General features: G+C 75.3%; 23 protein-coding genes and 1 pseudogene. 9 read left to right on the top strand and 15 right to left on the bottom strand.

Going from position 1 to position 26,067, the window contains the following annotated elements:
* Positions 1–13 precede the first annotated feature (13 nt).
* The 9 genes from ACFY00_RS14505 to mptB all read right to left on the bottom strand — a co-directional run bounded on the left by ACFY00_RS14505 (position 14) and on the right by mptB (position 10,742).
* Positions 14–910, bottom strand: coding sequence for a hypothetical protein (locus tag ACFY00_RS14505; RefSeq protein WP_388031064.1), 897 nt, complete (start codon positions 908–910; stop codon positions 14–16).
* 216 nt (positions 911–1,126) lie between these two features.
* Positions 1,127–1,495 carry a hypothetical protein gene (locus ACFY00_RS14500; protein WP_388031062.1) on the bottom strand — a complete coding sequence of 123 codons (369 nt, stop codon included), beginning with the start codon at positions 1,493–1,495 and terminating at the stop codon, positions 1,127–1,129.
* Positions 1,496–1,552: 57 nt separating this feature from the next.
* Positions 1,553–2,188, bottom strand: a complete 636-nt coding sequence (locus ACFY00_RS14495; protein WP_388031061.1) for a ubiquinol-cytochrome c reductase iron-sulfur subunit — start codon at positions 2,186–2,188, stop codon at positions 1,553–1,555.
* Positions 2,185–2,802 carry a 4Fe-4S dicluster domain-containing protein gene (locus ACFY00_RS14490; protein WP_388031059.1) on the bottom strand — a complete coding sequence of 206 codons (618 nt, stop codon included), beginning with the start codon at positions 2,800–2,802 and terminating at the stop codon, positions 2,185–2,187. Before ACFY00_RS14490 ends, ACFY00_RS14495 begins: the two co-directional genes overlap by 4 nt.
* 5 nt (positions 2,803–2,807) lie before the next feature.
* Positions 2,808–5,108 carry a molybdopterin oxidoreductase family protein gene (locus ACFY00_RS14485; protein ID WP_388031057.1) on the bottom strand — a complete coding sequence of 767 codons (2,301 nt, stop codon included), beginning with the start codon at positions 5,106–5,108 and terminating at the stop codon, positions 2,808–2,810.
* The gene (locus ACFY00_RS14480; protein ID WP_388031055.1) at positions 5,105–6,229 is read right to left on the bottom strand and encodes an MFS transporter; all 1,125 of its coding nucleotides are present in this window, start codon (positions 6,227–6,229) and stop codon (positions 5,105–5,107) included. Before ACFY00_RS14480 ends, ACFY00_RS14485 begins: the two co-directional genes overlap by 4 nt.
* Positions 6,230–6,411: 182 nt before the next feature.
* The gene (locus ACFY00_RS14475) at positions 6,412–7,551 is read right to left on the bottom strand and encodes a DUF4037 domain-containing protein (RefSeq protein WP_388031053.1); all 1,140 of its coding nucleotides are present in this window, start codon (positions 7,549–7,551) and stop codon (positions 6,412–6,414) included.
* Positions 7,552–7,608: 57 nt separating this feature from the next.
* Positions 7,609–8,940: a glycosyltransferase 87 family protein gene (locus ACFY00_RS14470; protein ID WP_388031051.1), complete on the bottom strand. Its 1,332-nt coding sequence runs from the start codon at positions 8,938–8,940 to the stop codon at positions 7,609–7,611.
* On the bottom strand, positions 8,934–10,742 hold the full coding sequence (gene mptB, locus ACFY00_RS14465; protein ID WP_388031049.1) for a polyprenol phosphomannose-dependent alpha 1,6 mannosyltransferase MptB: 1,809 nt from the start codon (positions 10,740–10,742) through the stop codon (positions 8,934–8,936). Before mptB ends, ACFY00_RS14470 begins: the two co-directional genes overlap by 7 nt.
* Positions 10,743–11,074: 332 nt before the next feature.
* On the opposite strand from mptB, the gene ACFY00_RS14460 reads away from it, so the two are divergent.
* The 3 genes from ACFY00_RS14460 to ACFY00_RS14450 all read left to right on the top strand — a co-directional run bounded on the left by ACFY00_RS14460 (position 11,075) and on the right by ACFY00_RS14450 (position 13,233).
* Positions 11,075–12,001, top strand: a complete 927-nt coding sequence (locus ACFY00_RS14460) for a GNAT family N-acetyltransferase (protein WP_388031047.1) — start codon at positions 11,075–11,077, stop codon at positions 11,999–12,001.
* Positions 11,998–12,897: a lysophospholipid acyltransferase family protein gene (locus ACFY00_RS14455; protein WP_388031045.1), complete on the top strand. Its 900-nt coding sequence runs from the start codon at positions 11,998–12,000 to the stop codon at positions 12,895–12,897. The genes ACFY00_RS14460 and ACFY00_RS14455 overlap by 4 nt, the downstream gene beginning before the upstream one ends.
* Positions 12,898–12,966: 69 nt before the next feature.
* Positions 12,967–13,233: a metal-sensitive transcriptional regulator gene (locus tag ACFY00_RS14450; RefSeq protein ID WP_388031042.1), complete on the top strand. Its 267-nt coding sequence runs from the start codon at positions 12,967–12,969 to the stop codon at positions 13,231–13,233.
* A gap of 104 nt (positions 13,234–13,337) precedes the next feature.
* On the opposite strand, the gene ACFY00_RS14445 is transcribed toward ACFY00_RS14450, so the two are convergent.
* Together ACFY00_RS14445 and ACFY00_RS14440 are read right to left on the bottom strand one after the other, a co-directional pair.
* Complete coding sequence (locus ACFY00_RS14445) at positions 13,338–13,604, bottom strand: metal-sensitive transcriptional regulator (protein WP_033255610.1); 267 nt, start codon at positions 13,602–13,604, stop codon at positions 13,338–13,340.
* 170 nt (positions 13,605–13,774) lie between these two features.
* Complete coding sequence (locus ACFY00_RS14440) at positions 13,775–15,148, bottom strand: rhodanese-like domain-containing protein (protein ID WP_388031039.1); 1,374 nt, start codon at positions 15,146–15,148, stop codon at positions 13,775–13,777.
* A 230-nt stretch (positions 15,149–15,378) separates the two neighbouring features.
* Between ACFY00_RS14440 and ACFY00_RS14435 the strand changes: the two genes are divergently transcribed.
* The 3 genes from ACFY00_RS14435 (at position 15,379) to ACFY00_RS14425 (ending at position 17,516) form a co-directional block, all read left to right on the top strand.
* Positions 15,379–15,753, top strand: coding sequence for a rhodanese-like domain-containing protein (locus ACFY00_RS14435; RefSeq protein WP_388031036.1), 375 nt, complete (start codon positions 15,379–15,381; stop codon positions 15,751–15,753).
* Positions 15,750–16,721 (top strand): sulfite exporter TauE/SafE family protein, encoded by a 972-nt coding sequence (locus tag ACFY00_RS14430; RefSeq protein ID WP_388031035.1) that lies wholly within the window; start codon positions 15,750–15,752, stop codon positions 16,719–16,721. The genes ACFY00_RS14435 and ACFY00_RS14430 overlap by 4 nt, the downstream gene beginning before the upstream one ends.
* Positions 16,722–16,940: 219 nt before the next feature.
* Positions 16,941–17,516 (top strand): rhodanese-like domain-containing protein, encoded by a 576-nt coding sequence (locus tag ACFY00_RS14425; protein ID WP_388031034.1) that lies wholly within the window; start codon positions 16,941–16,943, stop codon positions 17,514–17,516.
* A gap of 203 nt (positions 17,517–17,719) precedes the next feature.
* Here ACFY00_RS14425 and ACFY00_RS14420 read toward each other — a convergent pair whose 3' ends face one another.
* On the bottom strand, positions 17,720–17,959 hold the full coding sequence (locus ACFY00_RS14420) for a hypothetical protein (RefSeq protein ID WP_388031032.1): 240 nt from the start codon (positions 17,957–17,959) through the stop codon (positions 17,720–17,722).
* A 134-nt stretch (positions 17,960–18,093) separates the two neighbouring features.
* Positions 18,094–18,924 (bottom strand): pentapeptide repeat-containing protein, encoded by an 831-nt coding sequence (locus ACFY00_RS14415; RefSeq protein WP_388031030.1) that lies wholly within the window; start codon positions 18,922–18,924, stop codon positions 18,094–18,096.
* A gap of 359 nt (positions 18,925–19,283) precedes the next feature.
* Here ACFY00_RS14415 and ACFY00_RS14410 point away from each other — a divergent pair, with 359 nt between their 5' ends.
* Positions 19,284–20,993, top strand: coding sequence for a SpoIIE family protein phosphatase (locus tag ACFY00_RS14410; protein ID WP_388031028.1), 1,710 nt, complete (start codon positions 19,284–19,286; stop codon positions 20,991–20,993).
* A gap of 119 nt (positions 20,994–21,112) precedes the next feature.
* On the opposite strand, the gene ACFY00_RS14405 is transcribed toward ACFY00_RS14410, so the two are convergent.
* On the bottom strand, positions 21,113–21,877 hold the full coding sequence (locus tag ACFY00_RS14405) for a nucleotidyltransferase domain-containing protein (RefSeq protein ID WP_388031026.1): 765 nt from the start codon (positions 21,875–21,877) through the stop codon (positions 21,113–21,115).
* Positions 21,878–22,059: 182 nt separating this feature from the next.
* Positions 22,060–23,016, bottom strand: coding sequence for a hypothetical protein (locus tag ACFY00_RS14400; RefSeq protein WP_388031023.1), 957 nt, complete (start codon positions 23,014–23,016; stop codon positions 22,060–22,062).
* Positions 23,017–23,387: 371 nt separating this feature from the next.
* Here ACFY00_RS14400 and ACFY00_RS14395 point away from each other — a divergent pair.
* Positions 23,388–24,518: pseudogene (locus tag ACFY00_RS14395) on the top strand (glycosyltransferase family 4 protein); the annotation flags it as partial.
* Between the two features lie 209 nt (positions 24,519–24,727).
* On the top strand, positions 24,728–25,963 hold the full coding sequence (locus ACFY00_RS14390) for a glycosyltransferase (protein ID WP_388031020.1): 1,236 nt from the start codon (positions 24,728–24,730) through the stop codon (positions 25,961–25,963).
* Positions 25,964–26,067 lie beyond the last annotated feature (104 nt).

Genomic DNA, 26,067 nt, shown 5'->3' with positions numbered 1-26,067 from the left:
GCCCCGCGGGGCCCTACCAGCCGGAGCCGCGGTAGCAGGTCAGGTCGAGCGCGGCCGGGTCCATCGCGGCCAGCCACTGCCCGCCCCGGCGCAGCACGGGCGTCAGCACGATCTCCGGCTCCCCGTCGTACCCGGCCCGCACCAGGGCGTCGTAGCGGACGGGCCGGTGGGCGGCGGTCGCGGGCGTGGGTCGCTCGTCGCGGTGGCGGCGGGCCTGCGCGTCGAGGGCCTGCAGGGTGCGCTGGAGGTGTGGTTGCCAGCCGGGCAGGTCGTGCGGGTCGGCGGGGACGAGGTAGCGGGCGCCGCCGTCGATCAGTGCCGCCACCAGGCGGCCGAGCGCCGCGGTGCGTTCCAGGCCGGGCGGGATCGCTTCGAGGGCGTCGGCGATCGGCCGGGTGACGCGCAGCAGCGCCTCGTTGAAGTCCAGTCCGTGTTCGCCCTCGGCCTGCACCAGCAGGGCGCGCTGCTCGCCGGTGAGGTGCAGCCGACAGGGGTGGGCGGCGCCTTCGGTGAGCAGGTCGGGCTGGCCGTGCCAGGCCACGGGGGTGTCGCCGAGCTGCGCCCACTCGGGCCAACTCACCTCTCCCCCGGGCTGTTTGACCGCGTACCCGAGCGGGTGGTCGCCGACGGTGAGGATCTCGATCCGGGCGCCGACCACCCGGGCGGGTTCGGGGTGGACGACCAGGCGGCGGGCGCCTTCGTCCCAGTCGAGACCGCCGACGAGGCCGCTGGCGTCGGCGTCGGCGTGGACGTCGGCGGGTTCGGTGGCGGCGAGGGTGAGCGGCCGGTGCGGGTGGGCGTCGTGCATGTGGGCGACGGTGACCGGGACGAGGACGGTCGCGCGGAGCACGGCCTGCCGGTCGGGGAACGGCCGGGGCTGGACCGCTTCGGTGGTGAGTTGCTCCGTCATGCGTCGTGCCCTTCCCGCGCCGCGCGGCGCGCACCCCCGGCGGGCGCCGACGCGTCCGGTCGGCCGCCCCGCGGTCTGTCCCGTCGGCCGTTCGCGCGGCCAGAGGGGGACAGCGTACGGGGCGCCGACCGGTTCGGGAACGCGGTGGCGCGGACGGCGGCGAATCGTGATCCTTCGTACCCCGCGGACCGCCGGGTGTCCGCAACGTCCGTGCGGTCAGCGGTCGTTGGGCGAGATCCGCCAGGCGAGCAGGACGACCAGGAAGGAGGCGGCGCTGAATCCGGTGCACCACCAGGCGGTGGCGGCGTGACCGCTCATCCAGGCGTTGGTGGCGGTGTTCAGGGCCCACAGCTGGCCGATCACGACGGTGACGGCCAGCGCGACCCGGGCGGACAGGACGGCCGACCGTTCGGGCCGCTGGTCGGTGCCCGCGCCGGGGCCGGGGCCGGTCGCGGAGACCCGCGGGTCGGCGTAGCCGGAGGTGGACCGGATCTGCGGGTAGCGTTCGTGGACGGGCCGGTTGAGCCTGGGTTCGTCGCTGCCGGGGTGGTAGCCCTCCGGGTAGTGGCCTTCGGGAACGCTCATCACGCACCTCCACAGGCGAGTTGGCGAATCGTGGGTTCAATTCGCTTGCCGGTCATATCACTTGCCGCTCTTGCGGCTGGCGCAGTTGGCGGCGGCGGCGAGCTCGGGGTTGCGCAGGGTCCGGCACAGGCCGGTCAGTTCCTCCTCGCCGGAGCGGACGGTGCCGACCGCCCACACCGAGCCGTCGCTCTGCTCCAGCATCACCACCCGGGGCAGCGGACGGGGCGGCGGGCCACCGGTGACCTCGCCGGTGCGGGAGTCGAACTGCCCTTCGTGGCACGGGCAGTAGAGGTCGCCGTCGGTGCCGTGGTCGCGCCGCCACAGCACCCCGCAGGCGAGGTGGGTGCAGACGGTGGAGTAGCCGACCAGGGTGCCGTCGGGCAGCCGGATCGCCATCGCCCGGTCGTCCTCGCCGGGGTAGTCGAAGGTGACCGCCTCGCCGCGCTCCAGCCGGTCGGCGACCTTCAACGGCGGTGCGGCGCCGTCACCGTGGCGGTGCAGCACGCCGGCCGAGACCACCGTGGAGCCGACCACCAGGCCGCCGGAGACGGTGGCGACGATCCGCAGGTAGTCGCGCCGGGTGGTCAGCGAGTCGGCGCTGATCCGCTCCTTCAGCGCGGTCTGTTCGGCCCGGTGGCCGTCGGCTCCGCCGTCCGGGCCGTACGGCTGGGGGGAGTTGACGGGGCTGGTCACGCCCTGGCTCCGTTCCCGGGCGTGGGGCGCCCGTTGACCTCGATCAGGTTCAGCGTCCCGCCGGGGACGGGGGTTCGGCGCTCGGCGGGCACCACCATGGCGACGCCGGTGGAGACCACGGTGTCGCCGAACGCGAACATCGTGGAGACGTCCACGCCGGGCCGCTCGGCCTGCAACTCCTCTACGGTGCCGTAGAACAGGGCGCCAGTGGGGCAGACCGTGGCGCACATCGGGGCCAGGCCGTAGGAGGTGCGGTCGTAGCAGAGGTTGCACTTCATCTGGAGCTTGGCCTCCAGGTCGATCTTGGGCACGCCGAACGGGCAGGCGTTGACGCAGTTCGCGCAGCCGATGCAGCGGGTCGGGTCGGCCTCCTGCACCACGCCGTCGGCGGTGATCAGGATCGCCTCGGCCGGGCAGACCTCGGCGCACGGCGCGACCGGGTCCTCGCAGTGCATGCACACGGTCGGCAGCGAGGCGACGGTGTGCCCTTCGTCCGGGTAGTCCAGGTGGATCATCGACTTGCCGCGGTGCGAGTCGCACTCGCGGCAGGCCGACACGCAGGCCTGGCAGCCGATGCAGCGGCCCGGGTCGATGAAGATGGTGCGTCCCAGCATCTCGGTCAGCCCCTCTCGGCGGTGCCGCGGCCCTGCGGCGAGGTCGGCGGCAGCGGGTCGGTGCGCGAGACCTGGGCCGCCGGGTACGCCTCGCGGCCCGGCGGCACCGGCGGTGCGGGCACCGGGTCGATCGCCTCGGCCCGTTCGATCCGCACCGCGCACACCTTGTACTCGGGGATCTTCGAGCGCGGGTCCAGCGCGTCGATGGTCAGTTCGTTCGCGGCGACGGGGTACGGCCAGTGGTAGGGCACGAACACGTGGTCGGGGCGGATCGCCTCGGTCACCAGCGCGGGCAGCACCGCGCTGCCGCGCCGGGTCACCACCCGCACCGGCTCCCCGGTGCGGAACCCGTGCGAGGGGTGCACCTCCACCCACGGGCGGGGCGTCTGCTCGACCAGGCCGCCCAGGCGCCGGGTCTGGTTGCCGGACAGGAAGTGCGCGACGGTGCGCCCGGTGGTCAGCCGCATCGGGAACTCGTCGCCGTACGGGTCGGCGGGCGGGTGCCACTCCACCGCCTGCAGGTGCACCTTGCCGTCCGGGTGGTAGGTCCTCCCGTCCTCGAACAGCCGTGGCGTGCCCGGGTGTTCGAGGCTGGGGCAGGGCCAGGCGATGCCGCCGGTGGCCTCCAGGCGCTCGTAGGTGATGCCGTAGTAGTCGATGACGGTCCCGGCCGAGGCGCGGCGCAGTTCGTCGAACACGTCCTTCGAGCCCTCGAAGGCGAACTTGCCGCCCTGGCCGAGGCGGCGGGCGATCTCGCACATCACCCAGGTGTCGGTGCGCACGCCCGGGGGCGGCTCCTGGGCCTTGTTGTGCTTGATCACCCGGGCCTCGGCGTTGGCCATCACGCCCTCGTCCTCGGCCCAGGTGGTGACGGGGAGGACCACGTGCGCGTTGGCGGCGGTCTCGGAGAGGAAGAAGTCGAACTGGGCGTGGAACTCCAGCTTGTCGTAACCGTCCTTCACCACCGCGTGGTTGGGCAGCGAGACGAAGGGGTTGTTGCAGACGCCGATCAGTCCGCGGATCTCGCCGCGCTGCATCTGCCAGACCATCTCCATCATCGAGGTTCCGGCCTGCGGGAGTTCGGACTCCTCGATGCCCCAGATCGCGGCGATCTGGCGACGGTGCACCGGGTCGTTGATGGAGCGGCCGCCGGGCAGCAGGTCGGACTTCTGGCCGTGCTCGCGGCCGCCCTGGCCGTTGCCCTGGCCGGTGAGGGTGCCGTAACCGGCGCCGGGGCGGCCCAGGTTGCCGGTGGCGGTGCACAGGTTGATGACGGTCAGGCAGTTCTCCACGCCCTGGGTGTGGTGCTCGATGCCGCGCGCGTGGCAGGCCATCGCCCGCTCCGCGCGCCCGAACATCCGGGCCACCTGGACGATCTGCTCCTCGGGGACGCCGCAGATCTCGGCGGCGCGGCTGGGCGGGTACGCCTCGACGGTGGCCTTGACCTCCTCCCAGCCGGTGGCGTGCTCGGCCAGGAACGCCTCGTCGGTCAGCCCCTCCTCGACGATCACGTGCAGCACCGCGTTGAAGAACGCCGAGTCCGTACCGGACTTGAGCGCGACGTGGACGTCGGCGGTGCGGGCGACCGCGGTCTCCCGCGGGTCCACCACGATCAGGGTGGCGCCGCGGTCGCGGGCCCCCCACACGTACTGGGTCAGCACCGGGAAGCACTCGCCGACGTTGGCGCCGGCGATCAGCAGGCAGTCGGTCTGCAGCATGTCGGAGAACGGGTTGCCCGCCCGGTCGATGCCGAAGGCCAGCTTGTTGGCGCCCGCCGCGCTCACCATGCACAGGCGACCGTTGTAGTCCACGTGCCGGGTCTTCAGCGCGACCCGGGCGAACTTGCCGACCAGGTAGGTCTTCTCGGAGAACAGGCTGGCCCCGCCGAGCACCCCGAACGCGTCCCGGCCGCTCTCGGCCTGGATCCGGTTGATCTCGGCGACGGTGAAGTCCAGCGCCTCCTCCCAACTCACCTCCCGGAAGGGCTCGTCGCGGCTGCGGCGCATCAGCGGGGCGGTCAGCCGGTCCGGGTGGTTGACCTGCTGGTAGGCGTTGATGCCCTTGGGGCACAGGCGCATCCGGTTGATGTCGTGGTTGCGCGGCTCGACCCCGAACACCTTGCCGTGGCCGTCCACCCGCAGGTACATGCCGCACTGGATGCCGCAGAAGCAGCAGTGCGTGGGGACGAGGGTCTGCTCGGTCTGGTCGGCCCGCCAGGCCGCGGCGGGCAGGCCGCCCGCGTCGCGGAAGTCGCGGGTCCCGAGCGGGGCGACGCTCGGGTCCAACGGGACGTGTTCGTGGCTCACTTGAACCCCCGCTTGACGTTCGACAGGTAGGCGTTGCCGCGCAGCACCCGCTTGCAACGGGGGCAGTACTCGGCCCACCCGTCGAAGCCCAGGCGCAGGTCGCGCATGGTGGCGCGCAGGTTGTCCACCGCCGCGACGGTGTCGATCGGCTGGCCGCAGCGCTTGCACGCCTGCAGCTCCTCGGCGTCCGAACCCCTGCGCCGCGCCGTGTACTTGAACAGTTGCATGCCGACCGCGGCCGGGCGCTGCACGATGTGGAAGAACTTCCCGAACGGGAGGTAGACCAGGGTGAGGACCACCGAGGCCATGTGCAGGATCGCCAGGAACTCGTAGCCGCCGCCGTGCAGGAACATCTCGGAGAAGGTCAGCAGCAGGCCGGTGACCGAGATGGTGAGCAGGGCCAGCAGCGGCAGGAAGTCGTAGCCGAAGCGCTGGCCGGTGGTCGCGGCGCGGTCGCGCATCCGCCGCCACAGGAAGTACCCGGCGCCGCCGATCACCATCACCGCGGCCAGGTCCAGGCCGTGGTAGAGCGCCCAGCCGAGGAAGCTGCCGGAGTCGAAGCCGAACAGCCGCAGGCCCCACAGCCGCATCTCGTAGCCCGGTCCGGCCGCGCTGGCGGAGGTGAAGGTGAACCAGCCCCAGGTCAGCGGGAAGGTGATCGCGGCGGCCAGCAGGCAGCCCCAGAAGATCAGTTGGTGCGCCGCCCAGCGGGCGTGCGAGCGGGCGCCGAGGAACTTCTGGAAGCCGAGGTAGGTGGCGATCATCCTCGGCAGGGCGGCGGGCGAGCGCTTGAGGTTCTCCCAGGACAGCGCGGCCTTCCAGCCCTGCACGAACAACCGGCGGGCGGCGGGCGCGGAGACCCACACCACGTAGCGGTACACCACGCCGAAGGTGAGGAACACCGTGGCCACCGCGTACGGCACCAGCGCCGAGTCGAAGTCCCGCAGCAGGCGGCTGCCCAGGACGATCGCCACCACCAGCAGCACGCTCGCCGCCGCGGCGATCAGCGAGGCGCGCACCGCCGTCGCCCGGGTGGCCGAGGCCACCACCCCCGCCGCGCCGTCCCCGGCCGGACGGTCACCGATCGGTCTGCCCTGCGGGGGCGGCGCTGTCCCGGCCACGCGCACTCTCCTAAGCGCTCGACGAGCCACTCGACCTGACGTTCTCTCCGCCGGACGCTAGCGATCGCCCCCACCCGGCGCCCGTCCGCTGCGCCGCGGGCGGCGCGTCGCTGGGCCGGACGGGTGAACGACCGGTGCACCCGCACCTGGGGCCGGGGGGCGTGCATCGAGCCGGGCTGTGCTCAGCCGAGGGCGTCGACGGCGGCGCGGACGGCCTGCGGGTGGGCGAGCAGGTCGGTGCTGTCGGCCCACTGGTCGACGGCGCCGGTCAGCGGCCGGTCGCGCAACTCCGGTGCGGTGACCGTCCGTTGCAGGGCCCGGGCGAAGCGGTCGGCACGCAGGACGAGGTAGGGGCGGTCGTGGTAGCGGCGGCGGTCCGGGTCGAGCGGCTCGGTCAGGCCGAGCGCGTTGTGGGCGCGGGCCGCGGCCTCGTACGCCTCGCACAGGTGCTGTTCGCGGGCGGCCTGGTCGGGGGCGGCGAGGGCCGCGCGGAGGGCGGGGGCCAGCGCGGGGGCGGTGTCGAGGCGGGCGAAGGCGCTGCCGAACCACTTGCCGTACGGGGCGTAGCGGCGGCTCATCAGGAAGGCCAGCCGCATCAGGTCGCGGACCAGGCGGGCGGTGAGCAGGGCCGCGCCGAGTTCGTCCCCGGCTTCGGCGCAGCGGCCGACGAACGCCTCCTCCTGGGCGATCCGCTGCCACTGGCAGGCCAGCAGGTGGCGCCACACCTGGTCGGGGTACCAGCGCAGGCGCTCGCGGGCGGCGGTGAGGGTGCCGAGGCCGTCGTGGAGGAGCGCGCCGCCGGTGAACTCGGCGAGCCGCTGCTGCGGGAGGGCCAGCCAGTCGACGGGGCCGGGGGCGGTGTCGGCCCAGGCGGCGGCGGGCGGGCCGAGGCGTTCGGCGAGCCAGCCGGGCAGGTCGTGGACGGTGACGCGGTGGTCGACCGGGCCGTCGGCGGGCGGCGGGATAAGGAGGCTGACCGGGTTGTCCGGGTCGCCGGTGGCGCGGTAGTGGGTGGACCAGCCGCGGACGCGTCCGGGCAGGCGGGCGGCGAGCAGTTCGCGGATCGCGGGGCCGTGGCGGCGGGCGTCCGCCGGCTCCAGGAAGAGCTGCAGGCGCGGCCCCCATTCGTGGTCGGCGGAGCGGGCGCTGTCGAAGCCGAGCACCTCCGACCCGGGGTCGATCCGGGCGGCCGCGTGGCGCAGGCCAGGGTGGGCGCGCTCCAGGAGCGGGCGGACGGCTTCCTCGTACAGCGCCCGGGCGAGTTCGAGGCCGGGGACGAAGGGCGGGTCGGTGCGCGGGCCGGAGGGGGTGGGTGCGGTCATGCGGCCCACTGTGGCGGAGCGGAACCGGAAGGGGCCACCGTTTAATCTGCGACGGAGTCAGCCGACGGGGGCCGGGTGCGTGCCGAGCGGCTGCGGCGGGCGGGCGGCCCCGGGGGCGGTTCCGGCAGTTCCGGCAGTTCCGGTAGTTCCGGTAGCTCCGGCAGTTCCGGCAGTTCCGGCAGTTCCGGCGGTCGCGGCGGGCGGCCCCGGCTGCTCCGGTTCGTCGGGGCGCGGCCGGATCGGCAGGGCGATCAGCAGACCGAGGGTGAGCAGGGCGTACGCGCTGCCGCCGAGGAGGGTGCCGAGGTCGCGGCCGTCCGGGCGCCAGAGCCACACCATGCCGCTGGAGACGACGAGTTGGAGCAGCCAGCAGAGGGCGAGCCACCCGCGGCGGTGGCGGGGCCTGCTCAGGGCGACGTCGGCGAGGACGACCAGGGCGGGCAGCATCCAGACCAGGTGGTGCACCCAGGTGATCGGGCTGACCAGGCAGCACGCGAGGCCGGTGAGGCTGTACGCGGCGAGGCTGTCGCGGGCGGCGGCGGCCCGGCGCAGGCGGTGGGCCCAGAGCACGAGGACGGCCAGTACGGCGGCCACCCACAGGGCGCGGCCGGGGAGTTGGGGGCCGAGCCGGGCGATCAGCCCCTGCAGGGACTGGTTGGACATGTTGGCGAAGCCGCCGACCCGGTCGGTGTCCCACAGGGTGACGGTCCAGAACTGGCGGGAGACCCCGGGGGCGAGCAGGAAGCCCGCGCCGGTGGCGCCCAGCGCGGTGACGACGGCGGTGGCCGCGGCCCGCCACTGGCGGGTGAGCAGCAGGTGGACGATGAACAGGGCCGGGGTCAGCTTGATCGCGGCCGCCAGTCCGGTGCCGACCCCGGCGAGCCGACGCCAGTGCGTGGAGGCGAATCGGCGGCCGGACAGGTGCCGGTCGGCGAGGACCAGGGCCACCAGCAGCAGGTTGACCTGTCCGAAGCTGAAGGTGTCGCGGACGGGGTTGGTCAGGCCGCACAGGCAGGCCGCGAGGCCGAACGCGTACCAGCGGCACCAGCCGCGGCGGCGGGCGATCGGGTCGACGGTCCAGTGCAGCAGCAGGGCGGTGGCGGCGGCGGACAGGGTCACGCCGACGGCGATCGCCGGGTGCCAGCCGAACAGGAGCATCGGCAGCATGCAGACGGCGGCGAACGGCGGGTAGGTGAATCCGTAGCCGGTGCCGGGGCGGACGTAGTCGTAGAGCTGCCCGGTGTCGGCCCAGTGGTGCACGGCGCCGTAGTACACGCCGACGTCGAACCAGCCGCGGTGGCCGGGGATGACGGCCAGGACCAGGGCGGTGGCGAGGACGCAGGCGGCGAGGACCGCGATCCTGGCGGTGGTGCTGCCGCGGGTCAGCACGTCGCTTGCCTTTCTTGGAAGATGAATTGTCGCTCGGCCAGTGCGAAGGTGGCCGCTCCGGCGGCCATGCCTCCGGCAGTGAGCACCAACTCGGCGGAATCGGGCGGGAATCCGTCCGGCATGACAGCGAACGCAAGGACGGCACAGGCGAGTTCGACCGTCCGCCGGGCATGCACGGCGCGCACGGCGAACGCCGCCGGGACGACGCACCACAGCGCGTACCAGGGACGGAAGGCCGGGCCGAGGGCGACCAGTGCGGTGAAGGCGAGCGCCAGGGCCGCCGCCGGTTCACCCTGACCCCTGGCGACCCGGGCCGCGAGCAGGCAGACCGCGACCGCCGCGGCGGCCAAACCCAGCAGCCGAACCACCGTAACCGGCCCCTCCGGTGCGACGTCGGCCAGATCGGCGAGCAGGCGACCGAGACTGCTGGTCGGCGACCAACTGCTGTCGGTGGCCGGGCTGGTGAGCGCGGAGACCCAGCCGTAACCGGTACCGGCCGCGGCAGTGACGGCGACCGTGGTCACGGCGGCGGCGAGCAGCATGGACACGGCCAGCAGCAGCGGACGCCACCGACCGCCGAACGGGCCGCGCCGACGGCCCGGTTCACCCACCCCCGGCGCAGTGGCGGCGAGCCACCAGGCGGCGGGGAGGGCCAGCGCGGCAGCACTCCTGACCGGGGCAGCGAGGACACTCAGCACGCCGCCAGGCCCAGCACCGAACGAGCGGCCACCCGAACCAACCGCATCCCACCCAACGATCGACCCTCGTCTCCGGAAGCCCAGTTCACCCGCCCCCAACGCCGTGACGACGGGCAGGACCAGCACGGCAGCAGCCCCGACCGGAGCAGCGGGGGGTCTCAGCACGCCGCCGGGCCGGACCCCGGCCGAACGACCAGCCGAATCAGCCGCCACGCCGACCGCATCTCGCCCAATGCTCAACCCTCCCCTCCGGAAGCCCAGTTCACCTGTCCCCGGTGCAGTGGCGGCGAGCCACCAGGCGGCGGGGAGGGCCAACGCGGCGGGGGCCTTGGCCAGGGCGGCGAGGGCGATCAGGGTGGCGGCGGCGAGCGGGCGGGGGTGGGTGGCGGCGAGCAGGCCGGTAAGCATCAGGGCCAGCGGGACGGCGTCGTTGTGCGCCCCCGCGACCAGGTGCAGCAGGACCAGCGGGTTGAGCGCGCCCAGGTGCAGTGCGGCGGCCGGGTCGGTGCCGAAGCGGCGGGCGAGGGCCGGGAGCAGGGCGGTGAGCGCGGCGACGGCGGTGACGGCGGTCAGCCGCAGCAGCAGCGTCCCGGCGTAGGGGTGGTCGGCGAGCGGTGCGGCGGCCCGGGCCAGCAGCAGGAAGGCGGGGCCGTACGGGGCGGGGGCGTGCTGCCAGACCTGGGGCACCTGCTGGGCGACGGGGCCGCCGAGCACGGCGGGCCCGTCCGCGTAGACGTCGAACCCGCTTGCCTGCATGGCTCCTTGGGCCAGGTAGCTGTAGGCGTCGCGGCTGAACAGCGGGGGCAGGAGCAGCAGCGGGGCGGCCCACCAGGCCAGGGTGACGGTCAACCAGCGAGTGGGGGGCCGGAGTTGTCCCCCGGGGCGGCGGCCGGTGGCGCCCAGGAGCAGCCAGGCGGCGGTGAGGACGGTCAGGCCCGCGAAGACCAGCACGGTGCCCGCGCCGCCGGAGGCGCGCAGCGCGGGGCCGGTGGTGGCGGCGGGCAGGGCGCCGGAGGTGAGTCCGCCGGTGGCGAGGGCGAGCGAGCCCAGCAGCCCGAGCCACCGGTACCGGCCCGGGTGGGCGTTCGCGCCCGTGTTCGGCATGTCGGGAACGCTGGCAGAGGGGCGTGGCCCCCGGGGGAAGAGTCGGCGTCCACCGGGTTGCCGGGGGACGTCCGGAGCACGCTGTGCGCAGGCCGGGGCGGGTGCCGGGGGCGGGCCGCCGCGCGGGGCCGAACCCGGCATTCAGCAGGTGCACATCTGGTCTCCCACGGACGGCCACCTCAGGGCCAGTCGGGTCGGGGAGACATACGGGTGCCGCCCGTGGCCGGCGCCGCCCGACCGGCGGCCCGGGTGCGAGCGCCCGTGTCGTTGCGTGTCGTCCCGTGCCGTCCGTCGCCACCCTACCGCGCCCCGAGATCCCGGAGAGTCCCGCCATGACCACCGCCCCCGCCCGTCCCGGACAGCTCCCCGCCCAGCCCTCCCGGCCGTCGTCGAACCGGCGAGTCGAGCCCCAACAGCCCACGTACCAGCTGGCGTTCGCGCGGACCGCGGAGGAGGTGCGGGCCGCCCAGCGGCTGCGCCACCAGGTGTTCGCACAGGAGATGGGCGCGGTGCTGGACTCGCCGCTGCCCGGTCTGGACGCCGATCCGTTCGACGAGTTCTGCGACCACCTGCTGGTGCGCGAGCAGCCCTCCGGCGAGGTGGTCGGCACGTACCGGCTGCTGCGGCCCGAACAGGCGCGCCGGGCGGGCCGGTTGTACTCCGACACCGAGTTCGACCTGGCCCGGCTGGGCGGGTTGCGGGACGGCATGGTGGAGGTCGGGCGGTCCTGCATCGCGGCGGAGCACCGCGGCAACGGCGCCGTGATCAACCTGATGTGGGGCGGCATCGCCCGCTACATGACCGCCACCGGCAACGCTTGGCTGGCGGGCTGCTGCTCGGTGCCGCTGGCCGACGGCGGCGCGACCGCGGCCGGGGTGTGGGACGCCGTCTCCGCCAAGCACCTGGCGCCGCCGCAGTACCGGGTCGCCCCGCTGCGCCCGTGGTCGGCGCAGGGCGTGTCCCGGAAGGGCCGCACGCCCGTCCCGGCGCTGCTGCGCGGCTACCTGCGGCTGGGGGCGTGGGTGTGCGGCGAGCCCGCGTACGACCCGGACTTCAACGTGGCGGACCTGTACGTGCTGCTGTCGCTGGAGCGCACCGACCCGCGCTACCTGCGGCACTTCCTGGCGGCCGCGGCGGACCTGCCGATCTCGGCGATCATCGGCAGCACCCAGGGCCCGGGCGCGGCGGTCACGGCTGTCGCGCCGCCGCTCGCGCCGCCGCTCGCGCCGTCCCCGCGCGGAACGGCGACGGCGGCATGAGCGCCTGGCTGCCGACCGCGCCGTGCACGCCCGGCGGCTGCGTGACGGTGACCGGGCCGCGGGCGGGCCTGCCGCTGCGGGTGCTGCGGCTGACCGGCTGCCTGCTGGTGCTGGCCGCCGGGCTGGCGGCGGTGCCGGTGGTGCGGGCGCTGGCGTGGCTGCCCGCGGAGCGGCTGGTGCGCTGGTGGTCGCGGCTGCTGCTGGCCGTGCTGGGCGTGCGGGTGCGGGCGGTCGCCGTGCCGGGTCGGCAGTCCGGTTCCGGTGGTTCGCTGCTGGTGTCCAACCACATCTCGTGGCTGGACGTCCTGCTGGTCGGCGCCGTCCGCCCGGGCCGGATGCTGGCCAAGACCGAGGTCGGCCGCTGGCCGGTGCTGGGGCCGCTGACCTCGTGGGGCGGCACCCTCTTCATCGACCGGGAGCGGCTGCGGGCGCTGCCCGGCACGGTCGCGGACATCGCGGCGGTGCTGCGCCGCGGCGGGCGGGTGGTGGTCTTCCCGGAGGGCAGCACCTGGTGCGGGCGCGGCGGGGGACGGTTCCGCCCGGCGCTGTTCGAGGCGGCGGTGCGGGCGGACGTCCCCGTGCAGCCGCTGGCGCTGCGCTACCGCACCGCGGACGGCCGTCCCAGTACCGCGCCCGCGTTCGTCGGCGAGGACGGGCTGCTGGCCTCGATGTGGCGGGTGGTGTCGGTACGGGGCCTGCGCGCGGAGGTCGAGTTCCTGCCGCAGTTGCCGCCCGCGCTGTTCCCGGACCGCCGTCGGCTCGCGGCGGCCGCCCAGCGGGTGGTGGACCGACTGCGCGACCCGTCCGACGGCCTCGGTTGCGCGGCCTGCGCGCCCGTCGTCGAGCGTCCGGCCCGGATGCCGGAACCCGCGAGGCCGGTGGGGGTCGGCGGGTAGGCGGGCGGCTCGGGCGCCTCCCGTATGATCGGGCGGGTTCAGAGTCGGAAGAGGGCGAGGAGGTGCTCGATGCAGGTGGACGAGGAGGCCGTCGGCGCGGTGCTGAACCGGCTGCGCCGGGCACAGGGCCAGCTGAGCGGCGTGATCGCGATGATCGAGGCCGGGCGTGACTGCAAGGACGTGGTCACGCAGCTCGCCGCCGTCTCGCGCGCGCTGGACCGGGCCGGGTTCAAGATCCTCGCCAGCGGCATGCGCCAGTGCCTGGCGGAGGCCCAGGAGGGCGCCGCTCCGATGACCGAGGCGGAGCTCGAGAAGATGTTCCTCACCCTGGCCTGACCGCCGCCCGCCGCGCACCACTCACCGCGCACCACCTGCCGTGCGCCGCCCGCCGTGCGCCGCGCCGCAACGGACGCGGTGCACGCGAGCCACTTCCCGCTCGCTCAGGCAAGGGCCAGGAAGAGCTTCTCCAGTTCGGCCTCGCTCATCGGGGCCGCGCCTTCCTCCGACTCGGCCAGGCACTGGCGCATGCCGCTGGCCACGATCTTGAACCCGGCCCGGTCGAGGGCCCTGGAGACGGCGGCGAGCTGGGTCACCACGTCCTTGCAGTCGCGGCCGGCCTCGATCATCGCGATCACCCCGGCCAGCTGGCCCTGCGCCCGGCGCAGCCGGTTCAGCACCGCACCGACGGCCTCGTCGCCCACCTGCATCGGGTCTCCTCCTCGTCCTCGGCGGGCGCCGGTCGCCGCCCGCCCCCAGGGGGCGTGCCGCGTCCCGTGACCCGGCCCTCATACCCCCTCCCGTATCAACCCGCCCGGCGGACGGCGCATTCCCCCGCCCGCCGGACGCCCCGGCCCTCCCCCGCGTTCCCCCGGGCGGCTCAGGCCGCGGCCTCCCAGGCGCCGTAGCCGCCGAGCAGGTCGGAGGTGTGCGGGTGGCCGTGGTGGCGCAGCAGGCTGGCCGCGATGGAGGAGCGGTGGCCGCCCGCGCAGTGCACGACGACCTGGCGGTCGCGCGGTATCTCGGCGAGGCGGTGCGGGAGTTCGGCGAGCGGGAGGTGGACAGAGCCGGGGATGTGTCCGTCCGCGCGCTCGCCCTCGCCGCGGACGTCGACGACCAACGGCGGTTCGGCCCCGGCGAGTTCGGCACGCAGGTCGGCGACGGTGCGGCGGGGGGCCTGGCGCATCTGCCCGGGGACGGCGCGGAAGGCCGCCTCGGGGTCGGCGAGGTGTCCGGCGACGCGGTCGAAGCCGATCCGGGCGAGCCGGGTGACGGTCTCCTGCTCGCGACCCTCGGGGGCGATCACCAGCAGCGGCCAGGCCGGGTCGAGGACGGTGCCCGCCTGCTCGGCGAAGCGGCCGTCGGCGGGGACGTTGACGGCCCCGGCGAGGTGTCCGGCGGCGAACTCCAGCGGGTCGCGGGCGTCGACCACCACCACGCCGTCCTCGGCGCGGCGGGCGAGGAAGGTCTCGGCGTCCAGCGGGGCGGCGAGCGCGGCGGCGTCGAACAGGTCGCGGTCGCGGCGGTTGAGGTCGGCGTCGTAACCGAAGTAGCCGGGGGCGGTGGGCTGTCCGGCGGTGACGATGGCCACGAACTCGTCCTCGGTCATCGGCGCGCAGGCGTAGTTGGTGGCGCGCTGCTGCCCGATGGTGGACTGCCGCTCGGTGGACAGGTTCTTGCCGCAGGCGGAGCCGGCGCCGTGCGCGGGGAAGAGCCGGACCTCGTCCGGCAGCGCCATCAGCTTGCGCTGGACGCTGTCGTACAGCATCCGGCCGAGCCGGTCGGCGGTGACGCCCGCGGAGGCCAGCAGGTCGGGGCGGCCGACGTCGCCGACGAACAGCGCGTCGCCGGTGAGCACCCCGTACGGGACGGTGTCCTCGGCGTGCTCGCGGACCAGGACGCTGATCGACTCGGGGGTGTGGCCGGGCGTCTCCACGATCTCCAGGACGACCTCGCCGAGGCTGATCCGCTCGCCGTCGGCGAGCTTGCGGATCGGGTACTCGGTCTCGGCGCGGCGGCCGTAGCCGATCCAGGCTCCGGTGCGGTCGGCGAGTTCGAGGTGGCCGGAGAGGAAGTCGGCGTGGAAGTGGGTGTTGATGACGCCCACGACCGTGAAGCCGCGGGTCTCGGCCTCCGCGAGGTACTCGTCCACGTCCCGGCGCGGGTCGACCACCACGGCGCGGCCGGTGGTCTCGTCCGCGATCAGGTACGAGGCCTGGGAGAGGCAGTCGAGGTAGTACTGGGCGAAGAACACGGGGGTCCTCTTCTCTGCATCGGCTGGAGGTGCGGCCACACACGGGCCGGGATACCCCGGTAGGTATTCTTGCAGGCAGTTCCCGGTCAGGAGGCCTGCCGCGTTGATACCGGTGGGGGTATATGCTCGGGACCAACGATATACCCCCGCCGGTATCTTCCCGGGGACGGACCGCCGTCCCGGGGCCCGCCGGAACCCCCGTACCACCCGCCCACCCCCAGGAGGACACCGTGGCCTGGACCCCCCAGCCACCCGCGCCCGCGCAGATCGACCCCACCGAGGCGCACCGCCTGGCCGCCGCCGGGGAGGCGCTGCTGCTCGACGTCCGCGAGCCCGAGGAGCACGCCGAACTGCACGCGCCCGGCGCGGTCCTCGTCCCGCTCGGCGACCTCGGCGCCGCCGCGGGCCTCGACGCCGCGCGGGCCGCGGGCGGCGGACGGCCGGTGCTGGCGGTGTGCCGCTCCGGCCACCGCTCGCAGACGGCCGCCGAGCTGCTGAACGCGCACGGAGTGCCGACGGCGAACGTGGCGGGCGGGATGCGCGCCTGGCTGCGGGCCGAGCTGCCCGTGCACCGGGACGCGTGTCGCTGCGGCGGCGCGATATGAGCACCGTCCTGCTCGCACTGGCCGCCGGCGCGGTGGTCGGCCTGGCGCTGGGCGGGCTCGGCGGCGGCGGCAGCATGCTGGCCGTCCCCGCGCTGATCTACCTGATCGGACTGACACCCGGCACCGCGACCACCGCCAGCCTGCTGATCGTCGCCCTGACCTCGCTCACCGGACTGGTCGCCCACGCACGGGCCGGACGCGTCCGCTGGCGCGAAGGGCTGCTGTTCGGCGCGGCCGGGCTGCCGCTCGCCGCGCTCGGCGGCGCGCTCTCCCGCCACCTGCCCGGCCCCGCCCTGACCGCCGCGTTCGCGCTGCTGGCCGGACTGGCCGCCTGGCGGATGCTCGCGGGCGGGCGGCGGACGGCGGACGAGGGCACCGGCGGCAGCGACGTTGCCGGTGGCGGCGGTGGCGCGGCGTGTCCGACGACGGTCGCGGGGCGGGCGCCCGCACCCGTACCCGGGGCCGCACCCACACTCGGGGCCGCTCGGACGCCCGGCGGCACGGGGGCGACGGTCGCCCTCGCGACCGAGATGATCCCTGCAGGGACGAACTCCGCTCCCGAGCCGCTCCCGGCCACCGCCGGGCCCGCGCCCCGAGCGTCCGCCCCGGCGCGGCGGGCCGCACTGGCGGGGGCCGGACTGGGGGCGGCGACCGGGCTGCTGGGCGTCGGCGGCGGATTCCTCGCGGTGCCCGCGCTGGTGTCCTTCCTGGCGTTCCCGATGGCCGAGGCGATCGGCACCAGCCTGCTGGTGATCACCCTGAACTCGCTGGCCGCGCTGCTGCCCCGGCTGGGCGCGGCCGCCGAGATCCCCTGGTCGACGGTCGGCCCGTTCGCCGCCGCGGCAGTCCTCGGCGCCTGGGACGGCAAGCGACTCGCGGCCAAGCTGTCCGGCCGCACGCTGCAGCGACTGTTCGCCGGGGCCCTGCTGGCGGTCGCCGCCCTGATGCTGGTGGACGCCGTGCTCTGACGCCTTCGCCGCCCCCGCCCTCGACGTCCCGACCGCGGCGCGCACCTGCCGTCGCACCCGTCCCGGGCCGCCCGACCGCCGCTTCCCGCCCCTCCGGCTACCGGCACCGCTCAGGCACCCTTGGACGTTCCCCCCTTTTTGCCCGGTTTCCTCCGTTTTCCCGCCCGGCCCGCCCCCACGCGCCGGGGCCTCCCCCTCCCGAAAGGTCCGACCCGTCCCATGACCACGCCCCTGACCGTCGAGCAGCTCCAGCCCCGTCTGCACGAGCTGACCGTCATCGACGTCCGCTCCCCCGGCGAGTTCGCCGGGGGACACATCCCGGGCGCCCACAACGTGCCGCTCGACCAACTGGCGCGGGCCCTGCCCGCGCTGCGGGCCGCTGCCGAGCGCGGCGAGCTGGCCGTCGTCTGCGCCTCCGGCGCCCGCGCCCTGAACGCCTGCGAGCAGCTGTCCTCGGCCGGCGTGCGGGCGCTGCTCATCGACGGCGGCACCTCCGCCTGGACCGCCAACGGCGGGGCGCTGAACCGGGTGCCGGGCCAGAAGGTCCGCTGGGCGATGGACCGGCAGGTCCGGCTGGTGGCGGGTTCGCTGGTGCTCGCGGGCATAGTCGTCGACGTGGCCGTCCCCGGCGTGCGCTGGGTGTCGGCCGCGGTGGGCGGCGGCCTGCTGTTCTCGGCGGTCAGCAACACCTGCGCGATGGGTTCGCTGCTGGGCAAGCTCCCGTACAACCGTCCGCGTGACTCCGGCGCCGCGCTCGACGCGACGCTCACCGCGCTGCGCGACGGCGGCAAGTGACGGGAAAGGAACGGTAGTTCGAGCGACTCGAGTGCCTCAGGGGCGGCAAGTGGCGTCCACGTCGAGTTCGTGGGATCTCGTCAGATCCCTTGCCCGTCCGGGAAGTTCAGCCCCCGGATCCCCTCCCCTCGTCGGGTGGGGGCGCCGGGGGCCTTCGCGCGCCGGTCGGGGAGGGGGCCGACCCGCCGCCGCCGTGGGGCGGTTCAGCGGGTGACGGCTGCGCCCTGCGGGGCGGGCGTGGTCGTGGTGGCGGTCGGGGTGCAGGAGGCGGCGGGGGCCGCGGTGCCGTAGTGGTTGGCCAGCCAGAAGCCGGCCAGCAGGCCCGCCACGCCGAGCGCCTTGTGACGGTTGCGCTTCCACCACGAGGGCGTACCCGCGGCCATGAACCGCAGTTGGGTGAAGTCCGGGTGTTCGCTGGGCGGTGCGTCCTTGAACATTCCCATCGCGGATGATCCTCCTCTCGCGTCGGGGAGTTCATGACCATACGCCCGGTTCCGCCCTGACCGCAGGCAATTAATGCCGATTCACGGGTCTGCGCGCGCCCCCGCGCGCCCCCTTCCGCGCCCTGCGGCAGGTCTCACCAGTGCGCGGGACGGGCCAGGTCGGCGCCGAGGCGGGTGGCGGAATCGCCCTTGGCGGCGTTGAGTTGGGACTGTGTGAGGAACAGCGCACCGGTCAGGTCGGCGCCCCGCAGGTCGGCGTCGCGCAGGTCCGCACCGATCACGTCGGCCTCCCGCAGGTCCGCGCCGGACAGGTCGGCCGCGATCAGGTAGGCGCCCCGCAGGTTGGCGCCGCGCAGGTCCGCACCGCGCAGGCGGGCCCCGATCAGGTCGGCGCCCCGGTGGTTGCGCTTCTTGCCGGGCAGCGCGTTCCGGGTCAGTTCGCTGGCCCGGAGCAGGAGTTCGTTGGCACCGGCCCGGATCGCGGGGACGTCGGCGGCGATCAGCGCGGCGGCGTCCCGGAGGGTGAGCTCCTCGATCCCGTCGAACGTCCGACGGAGTTCGGCGTGCACCGGGCGGGCCTTCGGAAGCTCCAGCGCCTCGGCCAAGTACCGCAGCAGCTCGTGCAGTTGGCGCATCACCGGGAACACCTCGAACATCTGCCCGGCGGTCTCCCGGTCCTCCCGCCAACCGCGTCCGCCGAAGGTGTGCCGGGAGACCTTCTGCCCGGCCCCGAAGCAGTCGAAGACCGTGCAACCCTGGTAGCCGCGCTCGCGCAGGACGGGGTGGATCCCGCAGCGGTAGTCGGCCTGCAGGTTGCGGCAGGGCGTGCCCGCGTTCTTGTTCGCCGCGAAGTCGCTGGACTTGGCGAAGGGCAGGGCGACGCAGCACAGTCCGAAGCAGGCGGAGCAGTCGGCGAGCAGGTCGAGTCGACGGCCGGTCGGGGCGGGCTGCTGCTGGTCGGTCACGGTGCGGAGCCTCCGGTGGTGGGGTGGTGGTGGCTCCATTCTCCCCGGTGGACCGGCCGTACTCGAACCCGCACCCGACCCTGCGGCGACGGTCGGCCGGCCCGCCCGCTCCACGCTCACCCTCCGGGCGCAGCCCGCGCCCGGAGGCGGACCTTGCGGGGCGAAGGGCACGAACGGCAGAGAATCCCGCGCGCACCGGAATTCCGCACCGTGTCGGGTTCGGCTTCGGCGAATCCGGCGAGTATGGTGCGATCCCCGGATGCGGATCATCCGGGAGGCGGGGCACCGGGGGTACGGTGCGGCGACGCGCCGCGTCCGCCCGCGGCTCCATGGGAGACGTGGCGAGGGAGGAGTCACGGGTGCGGCCCGAATCGGCGGGCGAAGGCTCGACGGATTCGCTGCTCACCGCTGCCTCCGCGGCCCTGCGGGTGGAACGTGCGGAGCTGGCCGGCGCCCTGCTCGACCAGTTGCCCGTCGCGGTGGCGGTGCTCGACGGCGAGTTGCGCTGGCGCTACCTGAACCCGCCGTTCCAGCAGGTCACGAGCGTGTCGCCGACGGCCGTGCTGGGGCGCCCCGTCGCGGACGCGGACCGCGCCCTCCCGCACGTGCTGGCCGACGGGCGGCCGCGTTCCGGGACGTTCGCCGGGCGGCCCGCCGACTTCCGCAGGCTGGAGGTGCGGGGCGCGCCGGTCGGCCTGCTGGCCGTGCTGCCGGGCGGCGCCGACGCGCACCGGGCCGAACTCGAACGCGTCCGGGCCCGGTTCGCCCTGCTGGAGGCCGGTTCGGAGCGGATCGGCACCACCCTCGACCCGGACACCACCTGCGCGGAGCTCGCCGCGTTCGTCGTCCCCCGCTCCGCCGACCTCGCCCTCGTCGACGTCCTGCCGCTCGACGCGCCCGACACCGGCGGCGCGGTCGCCGCTGCTGCCGCGGCAGGCGGCGACCGTCCGCTCCCCCGGCTGCGGCGCGCCGCCACGGCCTGCGAGAAGGACCTGTCCGAGCTGCTGGCGTCCGCGCCGACCGGCGGACCGACCGGCGGACCGGCCGTGCGGCACCGCCCCGGCTCGGTGGCCGCCCGGGCGCTCCTCGAGGACCGTCCGGTGGCCGCCAACCTGCTGTCCGCCGAGGAACTGGCGGCGCTCGTGCCCGACCCGGCCGCCCTGGCCGCGTGCCGGGCCGCAGGCGTCGACTGCCTGCTCGCGGTGCCGCTGATCGCCCGCGGACGGCCCATCGGGGTGCTCACCCTGGCACGGGCGCACGGCAGTTCGCTCGGCTTCACCGACGAGGACACCGAACTGCTCGCCGCGATCACCGGACGCGCCGCGCTCACCCTCGACCACGCCCGGCGCTACGCCCGCTCGCAGAACACCGCCCTGGAACTCCAGCGGGCCCTGCTCGCCGAACCCGGCAGCCCGCACCCCAACCTCGAACTCGCCTCCCGCTACCTGCCGTCCGGCATCACCTCCGTGGTCGGCGGCGACTGGTACGAGACGGTGCGGCTGCCGTTCGGACGGACCCTGCTCGCGATGGGCGACGTGATGGGGCACGGCGTCGAGGCCGCCGTCGACATGAGCAACTACCGCTCCACGCTGCGCTACGTCGCCGCGATGGACCTGCCGCCGCACCGCATCCTGCGCCAGCTCGACGCCCTGATCGCCGAGCAGGAGAACGCCCGTCCCGCGACCTGCGTGCTGGCCCTCGCCGACCCCGCCCGGGCCCGCTGGACCCTCGCGAGCGCGGGCCACCTGCCGCCCGCGCTGCTCACCTCGCACACCACCGAGTTGGTCGACGTGCCGACCGGCCCGCCCCTGGGCACCGGCGTCGGCGGCTACGAGCAGACCACCATGGAGCTGCGCGCCGACCACGCCCTGCTGCTGTACACCGACGGCCTGGTGGAGCGGCGCGGCGAGGACATCGACGCCTCGCTGGCCCGCCTGTCCGCGCTCCGGCTCCCCTCGGACGGCCCGCTCGACTCCCTGCTGGACGCCACCCTCGCCGCGCTCGCGCCGGAGGACGCCGAGGACGACATCGCCCTGCTCGCGGCCCGGGTCCGTCACCGGCCGTCGTGAGCCGGCCGCGTGCGGCGCCCGGAGCACGTGCGGCGCCCGGGCCGCTCAGGGCGTAGGGCCTCGCTCAGGGCGTAGGGCGGGGATCGGCCAGGACGGGGATCGGCGAGGACAGGGGTCGGTCAGGGCGCCGAGGAGAGTTTCGGCCCGCCGCCGGGCGTTGCGGCCCGGGCCGCCGGGGGCCAGCCTCGGTGGTAACCCGCCGAGAGCGGGCCGCCGACCAGGTCGAGCACGGCGGTGGCCGCCGCCCCGAGGGCGGTGGGGTCGCCGGACTCGCCCAGTGCGCGATGGGCCTCCAGGAGGCGTCCGCCGAGGTCGGGGGCGGTGGCGAGCAGGCGACGCGGGAACCACTTGCCGGTCCCGGTCCAGGCCCGGTGGTGGTCGCTGAGCAGGTCGGCAGCGGCGCGGAGGACCTCGGCGCCGATGGCGAGCGCCTCCAGGCGGTCCGGGGCGTCGCCGAGGTCGTCCAGCAGGTCGGTCAGGGCGTACCGCAGGTTCTCGCGCTGCTCGGCGCCGAGCGGGGGCGGGCCGGTCAGCAGTTCGGCCCGGCAGTCCGCGACGATCCGGGCGGCGTGACCGTCGCGGTCCAGCAGGACCAGCCCGGTCGCGTACAGCTGCTGCACCACCCCGCGACGGGAGGCGGCGTCGAAGGCGCGCAGTTCGGCGAGCCCGGCCCTGGTGTGCGCGAACACCTCGACCACCCGCCCCTCGTGGCGCAGCGTCTCACGGTGGGTCTCCCGGCCGTCGGGCAGCAGCACGGCCAGGTCGAGGTCGCTGCCCGCCCGGGCCCGCCCCGCCGCCACGGAACCGGCCAGCACCACGGCCGACGCGTCGGGGTAGCGCTCGGCGGCGACCCTCCTGGCCTGGTCGATCATCACCTCTCGCATGCGCACAGCCTCCCACAGGGGCGGACGGCGCCACGGGCGTGCACAATCCCGCACAGGTGAGCAGAAATTTGCCCGGGCACTCATAAAGCTGCACGGGCAGGAACCCATCCGCACGGACGCACGCAGGCATGCGCAGCATCCGTGGGCGGCCGCGCACATTCGGGAGCCGCCCTGACGAATCGTCAGCCGGGCGTTCGGCCGACACCCCGGCGCCCGTCCGGCCCGTTGCCGCGGCGGGGGCTGTTCGGGCCCCGGGAGCCGCGGGCGCGGCGGGCGCGGTCGGCGGCGTAGGCCGCGCCTGCGGCGAGGGCGACCAGGAGGGCGGTGGCGAGGCGTCCACCGGCCAGATCGAGTCCGAGGAAGAGCACGAACAGGAAGGCCGCGACCGGGAGCAGCAGGGCGAGCAGGGTCTGGCCGAGGACCGCGATGGTGGCGGTGCGCGCGTACTTCTCCTCGCCGTGCGGGGTGGCGCCGGGGCCGGGGCCGCCCGCCGCCTCGTCGGGCCAGTAGAAGGCGGTGGCGCGCCGGGCGAGGGCGCTGGTGGCGCGGACGTTGGCGCGCCCCATGACGGGGATCCACACCACGGGGAAGGCGAGTCCGAAGACCACCAGGAGCGCGGTGCCGACCCAGCCCGCGATCCGGCGGATCCGGCCTCGGGGATCCTCGCCGATGGCGACGAGCCCGAGCAGGTAGGCCATCCGCCGGACCATGTCCAGCCGAGAGGCCCAGGACGGGCGGGACGACGGGCGGGACGACGGCCCGGCCTTGGGGACGGCATCCTCCGCAGCGGTGGCGGCCAGCGCGGCGCGGGCCTCCGGGACGGTGGCGTACACGCCCTGCAGGACGAGGAGTTCGGCGCTGCGTTCGGCCCGGTCGCCCTCCGCCCCGGCGAGGAGGGCGAGTTCGAGGACCATCCGGGCCTGGGCGAGCATGCCCGCGCAGAACGCCACCGGAACGAGGAGGACCAACGGCCCGCCGACCACGCAGCCCTCGACCAGGGTCAGCCGGATGCCGTGGGTGATGACGGCCGCGCGCCGCTCGGCGAGCGTGCCCGCCCCGGCAGACCCGGCCACCGCCTTCTCGGCGGGCTTCGACTCCTGGCGCACCGCCAGTGCGGCCAGGTGCTCGGGCAGCCGCACGGCATCGTGCCGGACGGCCCTCCACAGTTCCCCGGCCGCCCCGCCACCGACCGCGTCCGGGCCATCCGCGGTTCCGGCTCCGACCCCGGAGCCGCCTCCGGAACCGGGTCCGGCTCCGGACGGTGGCGGCCCGTCGGCGGACCCGTTCGCCATCGGCCCGTCGGCGGGCTGCGCCGCTTCCCCTCCCGGGTGCTCCATCCCGACAGACTACTCGGACAAAACGGTGGAAAACACCTGCCGGGCTCGTCCGGGCCCACCCGGAAGGTCCCAGCCTCCGCATTCACACACCAGTGCGGAAATGGCGGCAGACGTTCGTCTGCGCGAAAGATCCCTTTGTCTGACCGCACGCCTGGCGTGGCCACAACGTTGGCATGCGAGTCGCCATCGTCACCGAGTCCTTCCCGCCCGAGGTCAACGGCGTGGCCCACAGCGTGCTGAGGGCTGCCGAGCACCTCGTTCGGCGGGGCCACCAGCCCCTGGTGATCACCCCTGCCCCGGCGCGGGGCGCGCACTGCCCGCCGCAGTCCTTCGGCCCGGACCGGGAACCGCTGCCAGTGGTGCGCGTCCCCTCCGTCCCGCTGCCCCGCTACCCGCAGGTGCGCATCGCCCTGCCCAGTCGCAAGCTGGCCGCCGCGCTGACGGCCCACCGGCCGGACGTGGTGCACCTGGCCAGTCCGTTCGTCCTCGGCGCGCGGGCCGCCCGGCTCACCGAGCGCCTGGACCTGCCGACCCTGGCGGTCTACCAGACCGACCTGGCGGGGTACGCACAGGCGTACCGGATGGGCCGGGGGGTCGGTTCGGCGATCGCCTGGGCACGGATCCGCTCCGTGCACCGCGCCGCCGCCCGTACGCTCGCCCCGTCGACCCCGGCCGCGCAGGACCTGACGGCGCACGGGGTGCGGCAGGTCCGGATCTGGGCGCGCGGCGTCGACTCGGTGCGCTTCCATCCCGACCACCGCGACGAGGCGCTGCACCGCGCGCTGGCCCCGGGCGGCGAGGTGCTGGTGGGGTACGTCGGGCGGCTCGCCCCGGAGAAGCGGGTGGACCTGCTCGCGGAGGCGTCCCGGTTGCCGGGCGTGCGGGTGGTGGTGATCGGGGACGGTCCGAGCGCACCCGCGCTGAAGGCCGCGATGCCCGGCGCGGTGTTCCTCGGGCGCCGTACGGGCGCCGAACTCGCCCGCTGTTTCGCCTCGTTGGACCTGTTCGTGCACACCGGCCCGCTGGAGACCTTCTGCCAGACCATCCAGGAGGCGATGGCCAGCGGCGTGCCGGTGGTCGCTCCGGCGGTCGGCGGCCCGCTCGACCTGGTCGGCCACCACCGCACCGGGCTGCTGGTCGCCCCGCGGGACGCGGGGGCCGTCGCCCGGGCCGTCGCCGACCTCGCCCGTGCGCCCGAACTGCGGGCCCGGTACGGCGCGGCGGGTCGGGCCGACGTCACCGACCGGAGCTGGGAGGCGGTCGGTGACCAGCTGATCCGGCATTACGAGGAGGTGCTCGCCGAACACCAGCCGCGCCACCGCACCCGAGCGGGCGGACCGTCCCCCGTCCCCACCGGCGCCGTCCCCACCAACGCCGTCCCTCCCAGCAGCGTCCCGGCACCCCGCCAGGCCGAAGCACCCGCCTCCACCCCGGCCCCGCTCCCCACCCCGGCCCCTACTGCTCCGCTCCCGGCCCCGGCCCCGGCCCCGGCCCCGGTCGAGGAGCAGCCCGCGTGAACCACGAAACGGCCCGTACGGAGGGCGGGTTGTGCATCGTCCGGGTGGCGAACTTCGTCACCCCGGTCTCGGGCGGCCTGCGGACGGCGCTGCGGCACCTCGGCGCGGGGTACCTGGCGGCGGGCCACCGGCCGGTGCTGGTGGTGCCGGGGCCGGCGGGCAGCGACGAGTGGACCGAGCAGGGGCGGGTGATCACCCTGCCCGGCCCGCGCGTCCCGGGCAGCGGGGGCTACCGGGTGCTCCGCGACAGGCGTCGACTCTCCTCGCTGCTCGACGAGTTGGCGCCGGACCGACTGGAGGTGTCGGACCGCACCACGCTGCGCTGGACGGGCGCGTGGGCGAAGGCGCACGGGGTGCGGTCGATGATGGTCTCGCACGAGAGCGCGACCGGGGTGCTGGGCGCCTGGGGCGTGCCCTCCGGGACCGCACGGCGGCTCGCGGACCGGCTCAACTCCCGTACTGCGCAGAGCTACGACACAGTGCTGTGCACGACGGCCTGGGCTGCCGAGGAGTTCGAGCGGATCGGTGCCCGCAACGTCGAGCGGGCGCCACTGGGGGTGGACCTCGAGACGATGCGTCCGGAGTGCCACGACCCTTCGCTGCGGGCGGAGTTGGCCGATCCTCGGCAGGTGCTGCTGGTGATGTGCTCCCGACTGTCCGGGGAGAAGCGGCCCGAGCGGGCGTTGGAGGCGCTGGCCGAGTTGCGCCGTCGTCACCGGATTCCGGCCGTGCTGGCGGTCGCGGGGGCGGGTCCGCTGCGCGGTCGGCTTGAGCGGCTCGCCGCCGAACTCCGGCTCCCGGTACGGTTCCTGGGGCACCTGGCGGGGCGTTCCGAGGTGGCGGCCCTGCTGGCCACGGCGGACGTGGCGATCGCCCCGGGTCCGGTGGAGACCTTCGGCCTGGCCGCGCTGGAGACGCTGGCCTGCGGCACCCCGGTCGCGGTCAGCCGGTCCTCCGCGCTACCGCAGGTGGTCGACGGAGCCGGGGTCGCCGCGGTCGACAGCGGTGCCGGATTCGCGCTCGCGGTGAGGGAGTTGCTGGAGCGCCCGGAGGCGGAGCGACGGGCCGCCGCCCGGGCCAGGGCCGCGGAGTTCAGTTGGGACGCCGCCACCACCGCGTTCCTCGCCGCCCACCAGGTGCCCGCACTCACACCCACGCCCACCACCACGCCCACGCCCACCACCACGCCCACCACCGGCCTCCCCTCGCCGACCGTGCCCGAGGCCGGATGACCCCAGCCCAGCCCCGCCCCGCTCCGTCCCGTCCCCCGCCCCGTCCCGCCTCCATCTTCCAACTTCCCTCTCCTGCAACCCCGTTCGGCCACCTTTCCAGCCCC

Source organism: Kitasatospora sp. NPDC001540 (assembly GCF_042894345.1).
Lineage (GTDB): Bacteria > Actinomycetota > Actinomycetes > Streptomycetales > Streptomycetaceae > Kitasatospora > Kitasatospora phosalacinea_C.
Note: the sequence above shows the minus strand (reverse complement) of the source record. Positions and strands in the feature narration are given on the sequence as shown.